The organism is Rheinheimera soli (assembly GCF_021290985.1).
In the GTDB taxonomy this organism is placed as follows: domain Bacteria; phylum Pseudomonadota; class Gammaproteobacteria; order Enterobacterales; family Alteromonadaceae; genus Pararheinheimera; species Pararheinheimera soli.
This window is the reverse complement of sequence record NZ_JAJOYU010000005.1, coordinates 63,559-81,638: the sequence shown is the minus strand read 5'-3', so window position 1 is coordinate 81,638 and position 18,080 is coordinate 63,559. Positions and strand designations below refer to the sequence as shown.

Here is an 18,080-nt window from a genome sequence, read left to right as displayed (position 1 = left end):
AATTATGAACGCCGCTGTCTTTTTAGTCCAGTGTGGATTTTACAAATGATTAACCTGACACCAAACTGACACTAAATAGAGACCAAAAAAACAGGCCTGAATTTCAGGCCTGTTTTGGATGGAGAATTATCTTAGTTAGCAATGCTGATAAACGGATCCCAGCTGAAGTAACCAATAACAGCACCAGTACTGTTGTTCACCAGTTTGAAGCTTAAGGTGTACTGAATTTTCTGACCAGCTTCAATCACAGTACCCTGAGTGGCATAGGCGTTGTTGTGGAATAAGGCTGGCGTGCCATTCACCGGATCTGAGCCGCTTGGCAGATAAACACTGGTGTGCATATTAAAATAACTTAAAGCTGTAATACCAGAAGAAGGATTAAAGCTGCCACTGTATAAAAAGGCTGTGTAGTCTGTATCACCGTCAAAAGTGCTGGCAGTCCAGCGTACTGTATCGCCTGAGTTCGCTTTGACATCCAATTCAGAGCCACCCTGATTGCTAGCGATGTAGCTGTTTTGTGTAATCATCGACACAAAAACATCAGAACCGCCCCAATCAACGGTGAATCTCCAACCCGGCCATGCATTTTGTAAGCAGCACCACTAGTGGTACAAGCTCCGCTTAAATTGCCGGCAGCGTCCATCGCCAGCATGCCGATGGTGTCGTGATTTTCGATATTAATTTGCTGGATTTTTTGATCCTTTAACCAGGCTTTCCAGTCGGCTTCGGATTCAGCGGTCAGCAGATTTTCTTCTTTAAAACCCTGCTGCAAGGCAAACTGTTTTGCGCCTTCGCCGACCAGCATCACATGAGGTGTTTTTTCCATCACCAGCCGGGCTACCGAAATCGGGTGTTTAATATTTTGCAAAAAGGCCACTGAACCACAGTTCATATGCTCGTCCATAATGCAGGCATCCAGTGTGACTATTCCGTCCCGATCCGGATAACCGCCATAACCTACAGTCCGCACTTTAGGGTCGGCTTCAGGCACCCGAACTCCGGTTTCCACCGCATCTAAAGCACGGCCACCTTTGGCCAGTACTTGCCAGGCGGCCTCATTCGCTGCCAAACCATGTTCCCAGGTAGAAACCACTATGGCTTCGGGTTGTTTTTTAGCTGCCGCAAAAGCTGGTTTTGTTTTTGTCAGGCCTGCGATACCTAAGAGTGCAGATAATTTCAGAAAATCACGTCTTGAGCGCATTAGTTTTCCTTAGCAACACGCAGAGCCGCCTGATGCGACTGTCTGGCAAATAAAATGGCACCCTGCTCCGGTGAAGAAAATGCAGGATTGATACATACAGATAATTGCGGATCCAGCCAGGGCTTAATACGTTCAGAGATGCTCCCTATCATCGAGACTCTGGACACCTGAGTGGTGAGAAGTTTGCGGATCACCTGATTGATAAAAGCAGCGCCATGCTGAATAAAAGACAGACAAACGTTGTCTCCCAGATCGGCCAGCTCAAACACCAGTGGTGCCAGCTTGGCATAATCAGTGGCAGAAGCATTCATATACTGCTCTGCTAATGCTGTGGCCGTTTTATCTTTTAGCAAAATAGAGGTTAGCTTGGTGGACAAACCTACGCCATCAGCATCAAGTAATACGGCTTTAACAGCTTCAAGGCCAAACCATGCACCGCTGCAAGTTGCATTAATAGGAAAACCATAACCGCCAATTTGGGTGAGTTGACCCTGATGGGCAGCTAAAGAGCTAAAACCAGTCCCCAGAATAATCACTGCCCCATCCAGCCCCTGATGGGCTCCTGTTGCAGCTACATGCAAATCTGTGGTCAGGTACAAGGCTTTGAACGGATGTTGCCACTGTTGCATTGCCTGTTGCATCAAGGGCAAATGTAAACCAGCCAGGCCAGCTCCAACTATCAGTTGGTTTTTATCCGCAGGAGTCAAGCCCGCCCGTAACAAAGCTTCGTCTGTTGCAGTGAGAATAGACTGGATAGCTTGTTCTGTGCCGTAAACAGGATTAGCCGGTCCGCCAAAACCCTCGCCAAGTAAAAGGCCGGTATGGTCCTGTAACATCACGCGGCAATGGCTGCCCCCACCGTCTATACCCAGATACCAGGTCTTGCTTGCTGTCTGTTCGGTGGATGCAACTCTATCAGTCATGTTATGTGTGTTCCTTCTGAGTTCAGGGCTGAAACAGCCTAATCAGGTTATTTTTATAAAAAATGGCCAGTCGTTTACTGGCCGTCTTGTCAGACTTAACTATCCGACCTGTCAGCTCAATCTAAACAAGCCGCATCAGGGTATCATCCCCTTCATACTTGGTGTTATTGATTCGATAAGTGGTAAAGGCAAAACAGGCCGATTGCAAATACTCTAGCTGCTTAGGCCTTTTTCTCAACTTACAGGCCTTGTCACCGATAATGGCTCAGTGGAGTTTGAATTCTGAATGCTCTGATGGGCTTTGCCCAACCCAAAACACCAACCTAACAATGCAACACGGCGTATTAGTTCATAGCCCAGATAACAGCCTGCAATAGTCAAAGCCAACAATAATGGAAACTCTGCAATTGCAGGTATAGCCAAAGGTTTTAACCAGGCTGCAAACAGAATAATTAATGTTTGGTGCAAAATATACCAGGGCAACACAGCATCGTTGCAGTACCTTAACAACGGGCTATTTGTTTTTGCCAGATAAGCTCCGGCATAACCCAATACGGCCAGTAACCACACCCAGTGATTGATCACCAGTACAGAACCAAACAGCATATTGTGCAACGTTTCACTATTTGTCGGGCCTGAGTAATAATCAAACACATCATTGCGTTCAGCAATAATCAGGCAGTAACAGCACAGTGCTATCACCAACCATACCCTTCTGTTCGCTACCAGTTGTTGCCACCACAGATCCTGTCGCGCCAATAAAAAACCCGCAATAAACACCAGAAAATATTTAGCATGGTTATACCAATCATCGACTAAGGCATGAGTGCTTGGAAAATCCGCCTTTAACATCCACCAGGCCCATAACATCAAGCCAAAAACCAGTGCCAAAGCATACCGGCCCTGCAGCTGTTGCAACCAGCCTGCTTCTGATACTGCATTCAGCAGCGGGTAACACAACAACACCAGCAGGCTGTAACACCATAAATACGGAATAAACCAGGCATGGTTCCAGGTGAGTAAACCAATAGGGCTATGATGATCGGGCAATAAGTCAGTAACAGGATTGACATACTGCCACCAGAACTGCAGATAACCCGGCTGGATCAGTTGCTGGCTTAAGGCCTCGTAATAGACTTGTGGTACCACCACCACAAACATGGTGAATAGCAAAGGGATCAATAAACGCTTGGAACGTAGCCCTAATAGTTTCAATCGACTGATACGCGGCAAAACTAAACTCAGCGCCATACCTGCCAGTAAAAATAACAAGGACATACGCCATGGGTTGGTCAAAATCATCAGTTCCTGCAAGCCCTCAAAGGTTTGCTCACTTTTAATGTGCCAACCCCAGTCGGCGACATAATACATACCAATGTGGTACAAAATCAGTAACGCAAAAGCCAGGGTGCGTAACCAATCGAGTTCATATCGACGGCCAGTGTCAGTTCGTGTCATGCTAATAATCCTCTTTGGTAGGGTGTTGTATTTGATTCTGTCCGCTGCGAACGCGAGCGCACAGCGCTGAATAGGTTTGTGGTGGATTTCAGGGATAAAAGGTGGCTTGTGGGGACCAATGCTGTGACTAAAAACTGGTTTGAACGTTTTGACCAACACAAAGTGCTGTATAGCTATCTGGCCTTTGCCTTTTACCTGCTATTAAATAACGGTATTAACGCCAGTTCAGTCTGGATGGAGCACCAGAGGGATGCCCTTTCTACCCTGCAATGGTGGGAGCCATTGCTGTGGGAATACAGCAGCGCTATTGGCACTTTAATCATGCTGCCGGTTTTAGTCTGGTTTTTCAGACTGGTACCGCCCCGCTTTAGTGCGCTGCGCTGGCAATTGTTGCAGCATTTTGTCGCCAGTTTGTTGTTTTGTATTGGCCATGTCAGCCTGATGGTAGCGCTGCGGAAGCTGGTGTATGGGCTACTCGGCAGAGGCTATGATTTTGGGCCTTTAGCCCGTGAGTTCTTTTATGAATACCGCAAAGATGTTTGGGGTTATCTGTTTTTGCTTGCGGTGTTCCATAGTGCAGATTTTATCTATCGGCGGTTAAAAGGTGACGCTATGCTGATTGGTGCTGAGCAAAACGAAGACAGCACAGCAGCCAACCACAACAACTCCTCACCCGAACATTTTCTGGTGCGTAAACTGGATAAAGAATTTCTGGTGAAAGTGGACGATATCGACTGGCTGGAGTCATCCGGTAACTATGTCAATTTACACAGCAAAGGGCGGATTTACCCGCTGCGAGCTACCCTTGCCAAAACAGTTGAAACCCTGCAACACAAAGGTTTCAGCCGTATTCACCGCAGTTTTGCTGTCAATCACCATGCCATTAACAGCATCAGTTACGAGCCCAGCGGTGATGGTGAAATTTTACTCAACAGCGGCGAGCGGCTGAATTTATCCAGGCGTTTTAAAGACGAATTCCGGGCTCGTTTTCAGGGCAAGCTGTAGTCGTCAGTCTGAAAATTTGCTACAAATTGTGTTGTTCTCAAAACAGCTAAGGAAGGTTATGAATTCACTGAAGATAAAAAGTAAAACTCTGGTGTTGATGCTCGGTACTTGTGCTCTGTTGCTACAGGGTTGCAGCAGTCCAACGGCCAGCACGTCGCTGGCAAAAGCCACTCCTGTTGGTCAAATTACAGTGGTGCATGCATTACCTAAAGCTATTCCGTCTGAAGGCAGCAGCTTTGCCGGTTCACAGTATATTTTTGTCCAGGCAGAAAGTGCGGCGCTGATGCTGAACCCTATTCCTTTTGTCGGTGAGCTGGCTGTGGATGCTTACAACCAGTCCACCACCTCACATTACAAAGATGAGTTTATTGGCATAGACCCCTATCAGATCACTGCAGACCTTAGCAAAAGCAGGCCTCTGTTCAATAGTTCAAGTAGCAGCAATGGCAAAGCGGTATCACTTTATCCTTATGTAGTGATCCAGGAAGGGGCAGATGATGTGTATCGTATGTCCTTGATATTCCAGTTGGAAGAGCCAAGCTGGACAGGTCGTTATTTATACCATTTACCAACCAAAATCCCGGTAAAGGATATTAAAAAACCATCCCAGGCTGAGCTTGAAAAATTCAAAGCTGAACTGACAGCAGGTGCGCAAATTTTGCTTGGATTAATTGAGCGGGATAAAGCAGGACAACTGGAGTCCAGCGGCAAAAAGGTCAACTTTGGCAGTTATTACATAGTAGGCAGCAAAATGGCGGGTTTAGTTTCACCAGACTTTATGGTGTTCCCAAACGAAGATCTGGTGGAAGAAAAAGCAGACCACGTGATTTTGCGCTGCTCAGGTAAACCCACAGAAGATGCCCATTCCGGCGGCTTGTTATTTGGGGTGCATTATTTTGCCAAAGATCAGCTGCACAGCTACAAAGTGCAGTAATTTCATACGGACAGGCCGGACATTCGTCTGGTCTGTCCGATCAATACAGGGATCAGGCTGCTTACAAAGACTGTCGGTTGTAGGTAAAACAGATAAATATCTATAACTATAGGTTTCATCATCGCAGTCTGGCTGCCTTGCCTACCGTGCATCATCAGCACTGTTCTATGTTACAAACTCCATTCTGAACTCACAGTCAAACTGATCGCTCAATGGGTTCTTCACCCTGCCAGTATTCCCTCTCATCTCGTTAAATTCCATCTGCACCAGGTTAATGCATCACCGCTCAAAAAAGGTGCGAATTCTGTTTTCGCTATTTCGTTTTTTCTGAGACGGTTTGACGTCCAGACTCACACGACTCAGTATCAACATGGGCAGCTATGACGATGAATAACGGTATAAAAAGCGGTACGTTAGCCTAGAAGTGCAGGAAATAATAATAGCTGGCAAACAGCGCCACAGGGACAGACGGGGGAGGCAACTGACTGCTGTTGAGTGGCAAGACAAAAACAAAAAGGGGAGAGTGCTGATGGCACCGACAAGAAGTGCAATACACAAAAGGTCTGACAGGCCCATATTCAGAAAGTCGCTGCTGGCGATGGCCATAGTGGGAATGTCGGTTTCTGTTCAGGCGCAGGAAACAGACAAAACAGCTGAGCAGGAAGCAGTCAAAGAAGGTGTAGAGATCATAGAGGTGAAAGGCACCAGAGCGAACCTGCAAAGCGCTCAGAATGTCAAACGCCTGGCTGATACGGTAGTAGATGGTATTTCCGCTGAAGATATTGGCGTACTGCCGGATCGTAGCGTGCTGGAAGCCATACAGAGGGTTCCAGGCGTGTCGATAGAGCGTTTCGCCGGCCCAGACGACCCGGATCACTTCAGTGTGGAAGGTAGCGGCGCCATTATTCGGGGTATGACGCAAACCCGCAGTGAGTTTAATGGTCGTGATTCATTTACCGCCAACTCTGGACGTGGCTTATCCTTTCAGGACGTATCACCTGAGTTAATGGGTGGCGTGGATATCTATAAAAACCAGACTGCCGATATGATTGAAGGCGGTATTGGTGGCACAGTCAGTTTGAGAACCAGAAAGCCTTTTGACGCAAGCAGCCGCTTGTTTTCCATTAGCGGCGACTATTCTTATGGCGATTTGGCAGAAAAAGGCAGCCCCACCCTGTCCGCTATTTTTAGCGACAGATATCAGCTTGATGGTGGCAGCGAATTTGGCTTTTTGATAAACGCCGCACATTCTCAGCAGTATGGCGAGTCTCACGGTATTCAGTCTGATGCTTATGTGCCGTTCTACGCCAATACTCTGCCAGGTGCGGAAGATTTTGTTGGAACAGATGGCAAGGGTACAGTCTGGTTACCCAATGCATCCAACTTACTGAAAAAATTTGATGACCGTGAACGTACTGGTATGTCAACGGCTTTGCAGTGGCAAAACAGCGATGACAGCTTCCTTGGTACTTTTCAATATATCCGCTCTGATTCACGTTTATCCTGGCATGAGCAGGCGGTGAAATATCAAGGGGGCTACTACAACATAGACAATCGTCGTACCCGTCCGCTTGAAGGTACAGAGTTTGAGTTCGACGACAAGGGCTTGTTTGAATCAGGTATTATCACTCAGGGTGTAGACGGCTGGCGCGCCGCCGACGGCAACGCTGACAGAGTCCCAAGAGCCTGGGGAGATAATGCCCGAAGCCAGTTTGGTTATATGACGCAGTTTGATAGCAGGGTCAAAGATACCGAAACTCTGGTTGAAGATTTCTCGCTGAATTTCAAATGGAAACCGAATGAGCGCCTGGAATTAACCAGCGACTTCCAGGTGGTGAAGGCTGAAACCAGTGACGATGACGTGGTAGTCCATACCGGCGCTTTTGCTGGTCAGTCTTATGATGTTACAGGCAGCACTCCTACTATGTCGTTAATTGACCCCTGGTTTGGTTATCGTGATGCCAATCCGGAATTATTTGCCAATGGTTATCCTGGCTTTAGCGGTGACCCGGCGGGAGATAGTAATTACTTCCAGGATCCAAGCTCCTATTTGCTGCGCAGTGCCATGGATCACTATGAACGCTCAGAGGGCGATTCTTTTGCCACTCGTTTGGACGCGACTTACCATCTGGAAAACAAAGGCATTATGACCTCCATTCAGGCTGGTATTCGTTATGCCAAACGTGAGCAAACAGTGCGGACTACCAGCTGGAACTGGGGCGCTTTAGCACCAGAGTTCAGTAGCGCTGCTCCCGCTGGCTGGCTGGATACACTGGAAGGCTCAGAGACTGATTTTGAATTGGTTGATTGGTCAGATTTCCATGGTGGCGGCATCGCCAATATACCGGGTAACCAGACCATACATGCCACTGAAGCTTATGTCCGTTCTATTATGGGAGCAAATCCAGCCCGACAGCCATTCCAATCCGCTGGCGGCAGTTGGACTCCTTATCCACAACGCGCTGGTGTGGATTCAGAATTTGGCATTTTCACACCAGGTGAAGTCAATGACACCACTGAAACCAACAAAGCCGTGTATTTCCGACTGAATTTCGAAGGAGATGGCGAACTGCGTTATGGTGGTAACATTGGTTTACGTTATGTGGTACTGGACCGTGAGGCCAATGGTTTTGTCACTTTCCCGGATCTGCTACCGGATTTTCTGCCACCAGAATCACTGCGAAACCAACAGCTGACTCAACCTGTGGTGCTGGATTACCTGAATCAGCAGATAGCAGCAGGTACTTATGCTGATCTGGAAGCTGCACTGGAAGCTCCTGAAAATCGCTGGGCGGGCGATCCGATCAACTACCTGCCAGACAACGACAGAGCCTTTGGTAATGACAGCGAACAGCGCCTGACAGCAGAAACTAAGTTCACCATGCTGTTGCCCAGCTTCAACATTAAAGTGGAGCTGACTGACGAATTGGTATCACGTTTTGCCTTTTCTAAAGCTGTAGCTTTACCTGATATGGGTGATGTACAAAACAGAGTGACTTTAGGCAATGAATCTGTGCAGTCGGTGCGGCCTATTAGCGTTATTGACCCGGATAATCCGCCTCCACCACAGGATAATATGATAGAGCGCGCCTTTGTTCCGGCTTGGACAGGCAGTGGTGGCAATCCCTACCTGAAACCTATGGAGTCTATACAGTACGACATTTCTCTGGAATGGTATTTCGCTGATGTGGGTCAGTTAAGTGCCACTTTGTTCCACAAAGATTTGAAAAATTACTTTGTGCAAGGTGCATTTCCGCAATCCATGACGAACCCTGACACTGGGGTAACCCAAACCTCACTCATTAGCACCACAACCAATGGTGGCGATGGCAAAATGGATGGTTTAGAACTGTCTTATCAACAGTTTTATGACATGTTGCCTGAACCCTGGAATGGTTTAGGTATGCAAGCCAGCTTTACTTATATAGATGCCAGTGGTGTCCCCAATAACACCGTAGACGTTGAAGATGAAAGTTGGAACGGAGATGAAAACTCAGATACAGGTATACGGGTCAACTTAGACAATGTGCCTTTACAGGGGCAGTCTGATCGCACCTTTAACCTGGTTGCTATGTATGAAAAAGGCAAATGGAGCTCGCGCCTGGCTTATAACTGGCGTTCCAAGTACCTGTTAACCACCAGAGATGTGATCAGTAAAGCACCACTTTGGTATGACGACAGCGGTCAGTTGGATGGCTCAGTGTTTTACAACATGACAGATAATTTCAGCATAGGTTTGCAGGCGACTAACCTGACAAACTCACAATCAGAAACTCTGATGCTGCTGAATGATGAAGGTCTGGAAGCGGGTCGTTCATGGTTTGTTGCTGACCGTCGTATCGCTTTAGTGATGCGTGGCAACTTCTAAAGTTGCTACTCAGTAGAGCTATGAGGTTGTAGTATTCAAAGTGCACTTTGGTGGCTAACGCCAAAGTGCACCTTGTTATGCAGGAGCTATACATTAGTCATTATGGAAGCTAAACAACGTATTGTTATTTTGGGTGGTGGCACTGCGGGTTGGATGACAGCAGCGGCATTATCCAGATATTTACCCCAACATGGTTACAATATTCAACTGATTGAATCGGCTCAGATAGGTACTGTTGGTGTGGGTGAAGCCACTATTCCGCATATCCGCCAGTTTAACCAGTGGGTTGGCCTGGACGAGACTGAGTTTATGCAGGCCACAGGGGCTAGTTATAAACTGGCTATTCGTTTTCGTGGCTGGGGCCAGGCAAACAGCGATTATTACCACCCTTTTGGTTTAAGTGGTGAGGATTTATATGGCCTGCCTTTTCATCAACACTGGCTTTGGTTACAGCAGCAAAAAGCAGCCAGGCTAGAAGACTATGGTCAGTACTCGCTCGCCGTACTGATGGCCCAACAAGGCAAGTTCAGCCGTCCAGTGGCTGATCTGAAAGACCCCGCCTCGGCTTTTAACTACGCCTATCATCTGGATGCAACTCTGTATGCCGCTTTGTTACGTCAGCATTCAATCACTCAGGGCGTCGAATGGCTGGATGGCAAAGTTACGGCTGTGGCACAACATAACAACGGCGATATTGCTCAACTGATATTGGAAGATGGCCGGCAGATAGATGGCGATCTTTTTATTGATTGTTCAGGTTTCAGCGCTTTGCTTATAGATAAAACGCTCCAGACTGGTTATGACAACTGGCAGCATTGGCTACCTTGCGACAAGGCTTTGGCTGTACCCAGCGAAAAAGACCCAACCCCACCTTCTTACACCAGCTCAAAAGCTATAGCTGCAGGTTGGCAATGGCGTATTCCATTGCAGCACCGCACCGGCAATGGCGTGGTGTATTGCAGCTCTTATCTGACTGACAGCGCCGCAGAGCAGGAATTAATGGCAGGCTTAGAGGAAAAAGCTTTAGCCCCAGCCAGAGCATTGCGGTTTGTTACAGGGCGACGTAAACAAAGCTGGGTTAAAAATTGTATTGCGATAGGCTTATCCTCTGGTTTCCTGGAACCGCTGGAGTCCACCAGTTTATATCTGGTGCAAATTGCCATTGAAAGTCTGCTGCAGTATTTCCCATCCAACCCGGTAGGAGATATAGAGCGTGAGCTGTTTAACCAAAAAATGCAGCTTGAATACCTGCGGGTACGCGACTTATTAATACTGCATTACAAGCTAAATTCCAGACCAGAACCTTTTTGGCAGTATTGCGCCCAGATGGCGATACCTGACAGTCTGGCGCAGCGACTGGAGATGTTTAAGGAAACTGGCCATCTGCTGGAATACCGGCAAGGGCTGTTTCAGCCTGCCAGTTGGCTGGCACTTTATCTGGGCCACGGCCTACAGCCACAACAACTGGATGCCCGCCTTGGCGCTTTGGATCCAAACCAGTTGCAGTCCTGGTTCAGCAGCTATCAGCACCAGCTGCAACAGATGGTGAACGCTATGCCAGACCACCATCAGGTATTACAGCATACTGAACTGGTAGGTGCCGCAGTTGCCCCCGCCTTTAGTTTGTACGGACACAGGGGGTAAAAGGATGCAACAACCTCTGGTGTTAATAGGCCATGGCCTCTGGTTACAGATGGCAACAGCCATAGTAGCCAGGCATCTACAGCCTTTTGGTTATCGCTGTATAGCGCTGGAGTTACCAGCAAAGATCAAAGAACCTGCTGCTGTAGCATGCGGACCTGAACTCGCAACACTCTGTCAGATGTTAGGTTTACCGCTGCAACTGGTGCTGGCTAAAGCCCAAGCTACTTTTTCTTTGGGCAGTCAGTATCAAAGCGGCGAAAACCGCTGGTTTGTGCCTTTTGGTCACTATGGCCTGAACGGCTCAGCAGTTGAATTTGAGCAAGCTATACTGCAGCTGTTGCAACAGGAGCCAGACAGCAAGGCTGAGCTGTTTAGCATAGCGGCCCAGGCAGCCCATCAGGGTAAATTTGCTCTGGCCCCTGCAAACAGACCCGATCTGGCCGAAGCATTAAGTTATGGCCTGCATCTACAGAGCGCTGAATTCGCAGCTTGCCTGAAGCACTTTAACCAACAGCTTGGTGTGACCTTCCTCAGCAGTCAAACAGTGGAGATTGACTACAGCGCTCAAGGCCAGATCAGCAGCCTGCAGCTGGACAATGGCGCTGTTATCCCTGTGGGTTATTGCCTGGATTGCAGAGCAGAACCCACAGCAGACGAGGCAAGCCGCACTGTACAGCTTTTCTCTGCTCAGGACACAACTGTGCTATTGCAGCAGCCTTACAGCTCTGTGATCCAGACCTCATGGGGCTGGTTAGTGCGGCTGCCCTTGCAGCAAGGTAGTCATTGGTTTAGCCAATGCACAGATCCGACTGCTGATTTACCAAAGATCAAGCACGAACTGCAACAGCTGACAGGCCAAACCGACTGGCAAAACTACACCAAACAGCAGCCTGTAGAATGCCAACCCTGGCAGCATAATCATTTGCGTTTTGGACAAGCAGCAGCGGCTTTGGATTGCCCTCTGTACAACGGCCTGACCGCCTTGCAGTATCTGCTGATACGTTGGCTGGATTTGTTGCCAAACCAAAGCAGTTGCCCGGCCACTGCGCTGATGTATAACCAGCACTGGCAACAGTATCAGTCTGAGGTGCAGGACTTTTTGCACTTGCATCAGCAACCGCTGGCGACTAAAACTGGCCAGGCTTTTGCCCGCTTAGGCCGCGTTTTGAGTACAGAAACCGATGCCATTAAAGCGGGCCAATGGTTTGGTTTGATGCAAGGTCTTGGTCTCACACCCGAACTTCGCAGTATGTTGCTGGCAAAGCGGACAGAAACAGAAATACAACAAGGATTAAGGCAAGTACAGCAACAGATAGCCAGATTAGTTGCCGCTATGCCCTCTCAGATTGATACCCTGAATCGCTGCCTGCAGCAGCTTTCACATTGAGGTTGTTATGATAGAAAAAATAAGAAAAATCATCGTATTAGGTGGAGGCTCTGCCGGCTGGATGACAGCAGCTGCTTTAGGGAAAGTATTAAAAAACCAGTATTGTCAGATCCAGGTCATAGAATCAGAACAGATAGGCACTGTCGGTGTAGGTGAAGCCACCATACCGCAGATTATGCTCTACAACGAATTGATTGGGCTGGACGAAAACGACTTTATGCGCCGCACTCAGGCCACCTTTAAACTGGGTATTCAGTTTGTGGACTGGCAAAAACAGGGCAGTAGCTACTTCCATGCTTTTGGCGATGTCGGCAAAAATATGGAAGGACTGCAGTTTTATCACTACTGGTTAAAAATGCGCGCTTTGGGCAAAGCCGCACCGCTGGATGAATATACCCTGAGTTCAATGGCCTGCCTTGAACAGCGCTTTATGCGATCCATGGATGCAGGCAACTCGCCTCTGTCGAATATCGCCTACGCCTTTCATTTTGATGCAGGGCTTTTTGCCAAGTATTTACGTGAATTAGCCGAACAATGGGGCGTGCAGCGCACCGAAGGTGAAGTAGTTGAAGTACGTCAGCTGGATAATGGCTTTATTCGCTCTTTACGTCTGGCCGATGGCACTGAACACGAAGCTGACTTTTTTATCGACTGCTCCGGTTTTCGTGGACTGCTGATTGAGCAAACCCTGAAAACCGGCTATGAAGACTGGAGCCACTGGTTGCCGTGCGACAGAGCTATTGCAGTGCCAAGCGCAACCACCTCTGAACCCTGGCCTTTTACCAGAGCCACAGCCCAGAGAGCTGGCTGGCAGTGGCGTATTCCACTGCAACACAGAGTGGGTAATGGCCATGTCTACTGCAGCCGTTTTATGTCAGAAGATGAAGCTACGGCTATTTTGCTGAAGAATCTGGATGGTGAAGCGCTGGCAGAACCAAGGCCCATCCGCTTTGTTACTGGCAAACGTAAACAATTCTGGAATAAAAACTGTCTGGCTGTTGGCTTGGCTGGTGGCTTTATGGAACCGCTGGAATCCACCAGTTTGCATTTGGTACAGGCCACTATTTCTAAACTCTTTAGTTTTTTCCCCGACCGTAACTTTGCCCAAAGTGACATAGACGAATTCAACCGTCAGATGCACTTTGACTATGACAAGATCAGGGATTTTCTGATCCTGCATTACCATGCCACAGATCGCACTGATTCAGAGTTCTGGAATTATTGCCGCACTATGCCAGTGCCGGATGAACTGAGCCAAAAAATCCAACAATTTAAAGCCAATGGCCGCATATTCCGTTTTAACAATGAAATGTTCAGCGATCTGAGCTGGTTTGAAGTCATGCTGGGGCAAGGCATAACACCACAAGGCTATCACCCTATGGCCGATTTGTTCCCTGAAGCTGAGCTGGCAAAGCGGCTGGAGGGAATTCGCAGCGTGATCCGCAAATCTGTCGACCATATGCCGTCTCATCAAAGCTTTATCGACCTGCATTGCAAAGCCGGAAAAGTCTATTAATGAGGCAGCCTGTAGTAAGGTTTAGCCGGATAGGCCAGCAGCAACAGCCGCTGCTGGTGGTGGATGATTTTATTCCACAGCCAGAGCAACTGCTCCAGTATGCCTTGCAACAAGGAGAGGTGAAACAAGCTGGGGGTTTGTATCCTGGCTTACGCTCTGCTGCGCCAGCCGCCTTTGGTACTTTCCTGCTACAGCAGTTAGCACAAGCTGTTCAGGACTGTTTTGGCCTGGCGCCAACACAACTGCGGCAGATTGAAAGCTATTTTTCCCTGGTCAGTACCCCGGCGGCAACATTGTCGCCTATGCAGTCTATTCCCCACTTTGACCGGCCTTACCCTGACGAACTGGCGGCCATCTATTACTTATGTGATGAACGCCACGGCGGCACCAGTTTTTATCGCCACCGCAGCACAGGCTATGAGGCTATTACGCCAGAGTGTCAGGTCAATTATCAGCACGCTTTGCAGGCTGATTTTCAAAAGCATGGTGTGCCAAAGGGTTACATTTGTGGTAACACGCCACTCTTTGAGGTGATTGCTACTGTACCAGCCCGTTTTAACCGTCTGGTGTTGTACCGCTGCTCATCTTTGCACTCAGGCGATATCAAGCCTGATTACAGCTACGATCTGAACCCATTTTCCGGCCGTTTTACTATCGCGTCCTTCCTGTCGGCAGCGAAGGCCTGACTCAGATAAAACTCAAAACCAGACTGATAATGACACCTGTCGCCAGCAACTGCAGCAAGCAATACCCCATTACATCTTTGGCTTTAAGGCCAGCTATCGCCAAAACAGGCAAAGCCCAAAACGGCTGGATTAAGTTAGTCCAAGCATCGCCCCAGGCCACAGCCATAGCTATACGATTGACTTCAGCTCCTAATTCCAAAGCCGCAGGTATCATCACTGGAGCTTGCACGGCCCACTGACCACCACCGGATGGAATAAAAATATTGACTAAACCAGCACTCAAAAAGGTCCAGAACGCCAGACTTTCTGCCGTGGCAAAGCTAACAAACCACTGTGATAAAGACTGAGCTAAACCCGACTGCATCATCACGGCCATAATACCGGCATAAAACGGAAACTGAATAATAATGCCAGCTCCGCCCTGAATAGCCTGCTGCAAGCTATGCAATAAACGCCTTGGTGTGCCGTGCAGCAAAATCGCCAGAAATAAAAACAAGAAGTTCACTATATTCAGATTCAGCCCACCTGCTTTGGCAAAATACTGCAGCAAATAAGCTCCGGCGGCCACAGCAATTAAAGCTGTGATGACAAAGCTATTTTCCAGCTTATCGGCAGGACGTTCGGTGGTTAAATCAGGCAGGCTTTCAGGCTTTAACTTAGCGGGGTCTATATAAACTGCATCTTCAGCTTTAGGTCGCATCAGGTAATTCAGCAGCGGCACAGAGATAAATAAAGCAGCCAGCAACAGCAGATTAAACAACGAAAAAATAGTGTCGGATGTTGGAATAATGCCGATTTGGGCTTCAGCAAAATGGCCGGACGTGGCAATAGTTAAAGGCACTGAACCCGACAAGCCACCATGCCAAATAACAAAACCTGAATAGGCGCTGGCAATCAGCAAGGGGTAATCGACCTGAATGCGCCGCGCCAAAGCTTTAGCAAACAAAGCGCCAACCACTAAACCAAAACCCCAGTTCAGCCAACTCGCAGCTAAAGACACTAGCGTCACCAACACTATGGCCTGACCTGCACTTTTAGCAAGCATTGCCAGCCTGTCCAGCAGTTTGCTGACTAAAGGGGTGCTGGCCAGCATAAAACCTGTCACCAGCACCAACAGCATTTGCATTGAAAAACTCAGCAAGCCCCAAAAGCCGTCACCCCATTGCTGCGCCACAGCCAAAGGGCTTTGTTGCTCAAAAACTATGGCGGCAACAAACACCAACAGACTCAATAACAACACAAAAATATAAGGGTCAGGCAGGTAACGTTCCACCAGTTTAACCAGCGGTTTAGCAACGACATTCAGCATCTTTTATCCATCATTTTTATCTGCTTCTGCTAGTACCATAAAGCACTGCGTTTATTCGGGCAATCAGGATAGACCTATGGATTGTTGTATCTTTATATTCTGCCTTTATGGCTCCAACTGCCCGTTTATTCCAGTTGCCCATTTATTCCAACTGCCAATACAGCGGCGAACCATAGACTTCAATAAAATAATCAATCAGCACTCGCACATTCAGCGGTGGATGCCGAACATGAGGGTAAATAGCAGCTATACATTGTGGCTCCGTTTTAATGGCAGCTTCATAGTCGGGTAATAATAGAACCAGCTTACCTTGTTTCAGGCTGTCGCCAATCAGCCAGTCGGGAAACAGCACCAGCCCCATACCTGTTAATGCTGCTGTAAATAAGCTGTCGGCATTGTTGGAGGTTAAAACAGCCTTGACTGGCGAATGAACCCAACTGGCTTGTTTTTCTCCATCATGTTTTTCTTTGAACAGCCATCGATTTGGCCCTGAAGAGCCGCGATACACCAAAGCCTGATGCTGAGGAAGATCGGCAGGTGTTTTTGGCTCGCCGTGTTTGTTTATATAGTCAGGAGAAGCCGCCAGATAATAAGTTTGCGTTCCAATCACCCGCGCATGAAAAGAGGAATCAGCCAAAGCACCAATACGGAAAATCAGGTCGGCCGCTTCACGGTGAGGGTAAATAAAATCGTCGGTTAGACTAAGTTCTATTTGTAGTTTTGGGTATCTGTTGCTTAATTCGGCTAACCAGGGCGCTATATGTTTTTGGCCAAAAAACACTGGCGCATTGACCCGAACCACACCGGCTGGCTGCAGTGTTTTATCCTGTAACTCTTTTTGCGCTTCGCTCAACTGCTCAGCCATGGCGCGCGCATAGTCCGCAAAAATCCGCCCCGCTTCAGTAGGGATCACAGCCCTTGTATTGCGATAAAACAGTTGTTGACCCAGTGCGTCTTCTAACTGCTGCACAGAACGCGACACCATAGAAGCTGACACTTCTTCCCTTCGCGCCACTATTGAAAAACTCTGTGCATCAAACACGCTGATAAAAAACAGCAGATTTCTGATACTAATTGCATTTAAGTCATTCATTCGTGCAAATCCTGCAAAGGTGATTTCTGAATTATAGCGTTTTTCGCAACCAAGCACTGCTATATGCTGCGCCGCTTGAATCAGCCCTGCAGCAGTGGAGAAAAGTTATGCAGATGTTGTTATTGCTACTGGTGGTAGCAGGTGGAATGGGGTTGTCGGTAGAGGCCGGTTTACTAGGGCCATTGGGGCTTGCAGTGGGTAAGTTATGGGCCACCTTCAGTATTTTTGCTGTGGGTGCTGCCATCACTTTTATGCTGATGCTGTTTTTTAGCCCACGCAACAGCCCATCCTTTTTTAGCCAGCCTTCATGGCAACTGCTCGGTGGCGTATTAGGGCCTGTTTATGTGGTTATTCTGACTCTGGCTGCGCCCATTATTGGCATAGCTATGACCATGGTCGGCATTTTGGCCGGTCAGGTATTTAAAAGCCTGATCATTGATCACTATGGCTGGTTTGGGGTGCCGCACCGCAGAATGGATACCAAACGTCTGCTCGCACTATTTTTCATAGTGATTGCATTGGTATTGATGGCCAGCAGCTAATAAACAAGTTCTAAGGAAAAACCATGACGATTTTAATGATTATTCTGGCTGCGCTTGCAGGTGCAGTATTAAGTATTCAGGCCGCTATTAATGGCCGCTTGGGCGCTCAGGTAGGTGTGTTTCGCTGTGCTTTTCTGACTTTTGCTTTAGGCGCATTAATCACGGCTTTATTAATCTTTTTCTTTGAACCTAAATACAGTGTCACTTTGCTGGATGTGCCTAAATGGCAATTGCTCGGAGCACTGCTGGGTGTGCCTTACATAGTGATTATGGTGCTGGCAGTACAACGTATTGGCACAGCTATAGCCACAGTTGCGGTGATTTTTGGTCAATTGACCATGAGTATGTTGATTGATCATTTTGGCTGGCTGGACAACAGCGCCATGCCACTTTCAGAGCAGCGGCTGGGCGCTATTTTATGTTTGGGTATAGCGCTGTATTTTATCTATAGCAGCGGCAAAACCACCGAAGCTAAACCAAAGGACCACTTAGCTGCCGAATAAACTTATGCAGT

Annotated in this window: 15 protein-coding genes; 9 read left to right on the top strand and 6 right to left on the bottom strand. The window is 48.0% G+C overall.

All coding sequences use genetic code 11. The features are described 5' to 3' along the window. Positions 1-131: 131 nt before the first annotated feature. The 4 genes from LSG37_RS05505 to LSG37_RS05490 form a co-directional block, all read right to left on the bottom strand. Positions 132-527: an AidA/PixA family protein gene (locus LSG37_RS05505; RefSeq protein ID WP_233078998.1), complete on the bottom strand. Its 396-nt coding sequence runs from the start codon at positions 525-527 to the stop codon at positions 132-134. After that, entirely contained in the window at positions 524-1,201 is a 678-nt protein-coding gene (locus tag LSG37_RS05500; RefSeq protein WP_233078928.1) for an isoaspartyl peptidase/L-asparaginase family protein, read from the bottom strand. Before LSG37_RS05500 ends, LSG37_RS05505 begins: the two co-directional genes overlap by 4 nt. Continuing rightward, a complete protein-coding gene (locus LSG37_RS05495) occupies positions 1,201-2,124 on the bottom strand; it encodes a glucosamine kinase nucleotide-binding domain-containing protein (protein WP_233078927.1) in 924 nt (307 codons plus the stop codon). Before LSG37_RS05495 ends, LSG37_RS05500 begins: the two co-directional genes overlap by 1 nt. Before the next feature lie 234 nt (positions 2,125-2,358). Further along, the gene (locus tag LSG37_RS05490) at positions 2,359-3,582 is read right to left on the bottom strand and encodes an acyltransferase family protein (protein WP_233078926.1); all 1,224 of its coding nucleotides are present in this window, start codon (positions 3,580-3,582) and stop codon (positions 2,359-2,361) included. Between the two features lie 123 nt (positions 3,583-3,705). On the opposite strand from LSG37_RS05490, the gene LSG37_RS05485 reads away from it, so the two are divergent. The 7 genes from LSG37_RS05485 (at position 3,706) to LSG37_RS05455 (ending at position 14,622) form a co-directional block, all read left to right on the top strand. Then, a complete protein-coding gene (locus LSG37_RS05485; protein WP_233078925.1) occupies positions 3,706-4,587 on the top strand; it encodes a LytR/AlgR family response regulator transcription factor in 882 nt (293 codons plus the stop codon). A gap of 58 nt (positions 4,588-4,645) precedes the next feature. Then, on the top strand, positions 4,646-5,521 hold the full coding sequence (locus LSG37_RS05480) for a hypothetical protein (protein ID WP_233078924.1): 876 nt from the start codon (positions 4,646-4,648) through the stop codon (positions 5,519-5,521). 529 nt (positions 5,522-6,050) lie between these two features. Next, entirely contained in the window at positions 6,051-9,389 is a 3,339-nt protein-coding gene (locus LSG37_RS05475; RefSeq protein ID WP_233078923.1) for a TonB-dependent receptor, read from the top strand. A 102-nt stretch (positions 9,390-9,491) separates the two neighbouring features. After that, positions 9,492-11,033, top strand: coding sequence for a tryptophan halogenase family protein (locus tag LSG37_RS05470; protein ID WP_233078922.1), 1,542 nt, complete (start codon positions 9,492-9,494; stop codon positions 11,031-11,033). Between the two features lie 4 nt (positions 11,034-11,037). After that, on the top strand, positions 11,038-12,420 hold the full coding sequence (locus tag LSG37_RS05465) for a tryptophan 7-halogenase (protein WP_233078921.1): 1,383 nt from the start codon (positions 11,038-11,040) through the stop codon (positions 12,418-12,420). A gap of 7 nt (positions 12,421-12,427) precedes the next feature. Beyond that, positions 12,428-13,936, top strand: a complete 1,509-nt coding sequence (locus LSG37_RS05460) for a tryptophan halogenase family protein (RefSeq protein WP_233078920.1) — start codon at positions 12,428-12,430, stop codon at positions 13,934-13,936. Next, complete coding sequence (locus LSG37_RS05455) at positions 13,936-14,622, top strand: DUF6445 family protein (RefSeq protein ID WP_233078919.1); 687 nt, start codon at positions 13,936-13,938, stop codon at positions 14,620-14,622. Before LSG37_RS05460 ends, LSG37_RS05455 begins: the two co-directional genes overlap by 1 nt. A 1-nt stretch (position 14,623) precedes the next feature. Here LSG37_RS05455 and LSG37_RS05450 read toward each other — a convergent pair whose 3' ends face one another. Together LSG37_RS05450 and LSG37_RS05445 are read right to left on the bottom strand one after the other, a co-directional pair. Beyond that, positions 14,624-15,931 (bottom strand): short-chain fatty acid transporter, encoded by a 1,308-nt coding sequence (locus LSG37_RS05450; RefSeq protein ID WP_233078918.1) that lies wholly within the window; start codon positions 15,929-15,931, stop codon positions 14,624-14,626. Between the two features lie 142 nt (positions 15,932-16,073). Further along, entirely contained in the window at positions 16,074-17,024 is a 951-nt protein-coding gene (locus LSG37_RS05445) for a LysR family transcriptional regulator (protein ID WP_233078917.1), read from the bottom strand. Positions 17,025-17,131: 107 nt separating this feature from the next. Here LSG37_RS05445 and LSG37_RS05440 point away from each other — a divergent pair, with 107 nt between their 5' ends. Continuing rightward, positions 17,132-17,566, top strand: a complete 435-nt coding sequence (locus LSG37_RS05440; protein WP_233078916.1) for a DMT family transporter — start codon at positions 17,132-17,134, stop codon at positions 17,564-17,566. A 23-nt stretch (positions 17,567-17,589) separates the two neighbouring features. Then, positions 17,590-18,069 carry a DMT family transporter gene (locus LSG37_RS05435; protein ID WP_233078915.1) on the top strand — a complete coding sequence of 160 codons (480 nt, stop codon included), beginning with the start codon at positions 17,590-17,592 and terminating at the stop codon, positions 18,067-18,069. Positions 18,070-18,080: the final 11 nt, after the last annotated feature.

Coding starts and splice junctions, on each gene's coding strand:
- LSG37_RS05480 (WP_233078924.1), top strand. CDS start 4,646: ATGAATTCACTGAAGATAAAAAGTAAAACTCTGGTGTTGATGCTCGGT.
- LSG37_RS05505 (WP_233078998.1), bottom strand. CDS start 527: ATGATTACACAAAACAGCTACATCGCTAGCAATCAGGGTGGCTCTGAA.
- LSG37_RS05460 (WP_233078920.1), top strand. CDS start 12,428: ATGATAGAAAAAATAAGAAAAATCATCGTATTAGGTGGAGGCTCTGCC.
- LSG37_RS05445 (WP_233078917.1), bottom strand. CDS start 17,024: ATGAATGACTTAAATGCAATTAGTATCAGAAATCTGCTGTTTTTTATC.
- LSG37_RS05455 (WP_233078919.1), top strand. CDS start 13,936: ATGAGGCAGCCTGTAGTAAGGTTTAGCCGGATAGGCCAGCAGCAACAG.
- LSG37_RS05500 (WP_233078928.1), bottom strand. CDS start 1,201: ATGCGCTCAAGACGTGATTTTCTGAAATTATCTGCACTCTTAGGTATC.
- LSG37_RS05470 (WP_233078922.1), top strand. CDS start 9,492: ATGGAAGCTAAACAACGTATTGTTATTTTGGGTGGTGGCACTGCGGGT.
- LSG37_RS05465 (WP_233078921.1), top strand. CDS start 11,038: ATGCAACAACCTCTGGTGTTAATAGGCCATGGCCTCTGGTTACAGATG.
- LSG37_RS05490 (WP_233078926.1), bottom strand. CDS start 3,582: ATGACACGAACTGACACTGGCCGTCGATATGAACTCGATTGGTTACGC.
- LSG37_RS05450 (WP_233078918.1), bottom strand. CDS start 15,931: ATGCTGAATGTCGTTGCTAAACCGCTGGTTAAACTGGTGGAACGTTAC.
- LSG37_RS05440 (WP_233078916.1), top strand. CDS start 17,132: ATGCAGATGTTGTTATTGCTACTGGTGGTAGCAGGTGGAATGGGGTTG.
- LSG37_RS05435 (WP_233078915.1), top strand. CDS start 17,590: ATGACGATTTTAATGATTATTCTGGCTGCGCTTGCAGGTGCAGTATTA.
- LSG37_RS05495 (WP_233078927.1), bottom strand. CDS start 2,124: ATGACTGATAGAGTTGCATCCACCGAACAGACAGCAAGCAAGACCTGG.
- LSG37_RS05475 (WP_233078923.1), top strand. CDS start 6,051: ATGGCACCGACAAGAAGTGCAATACACAAAAGGTCTGACAGGCCCATA.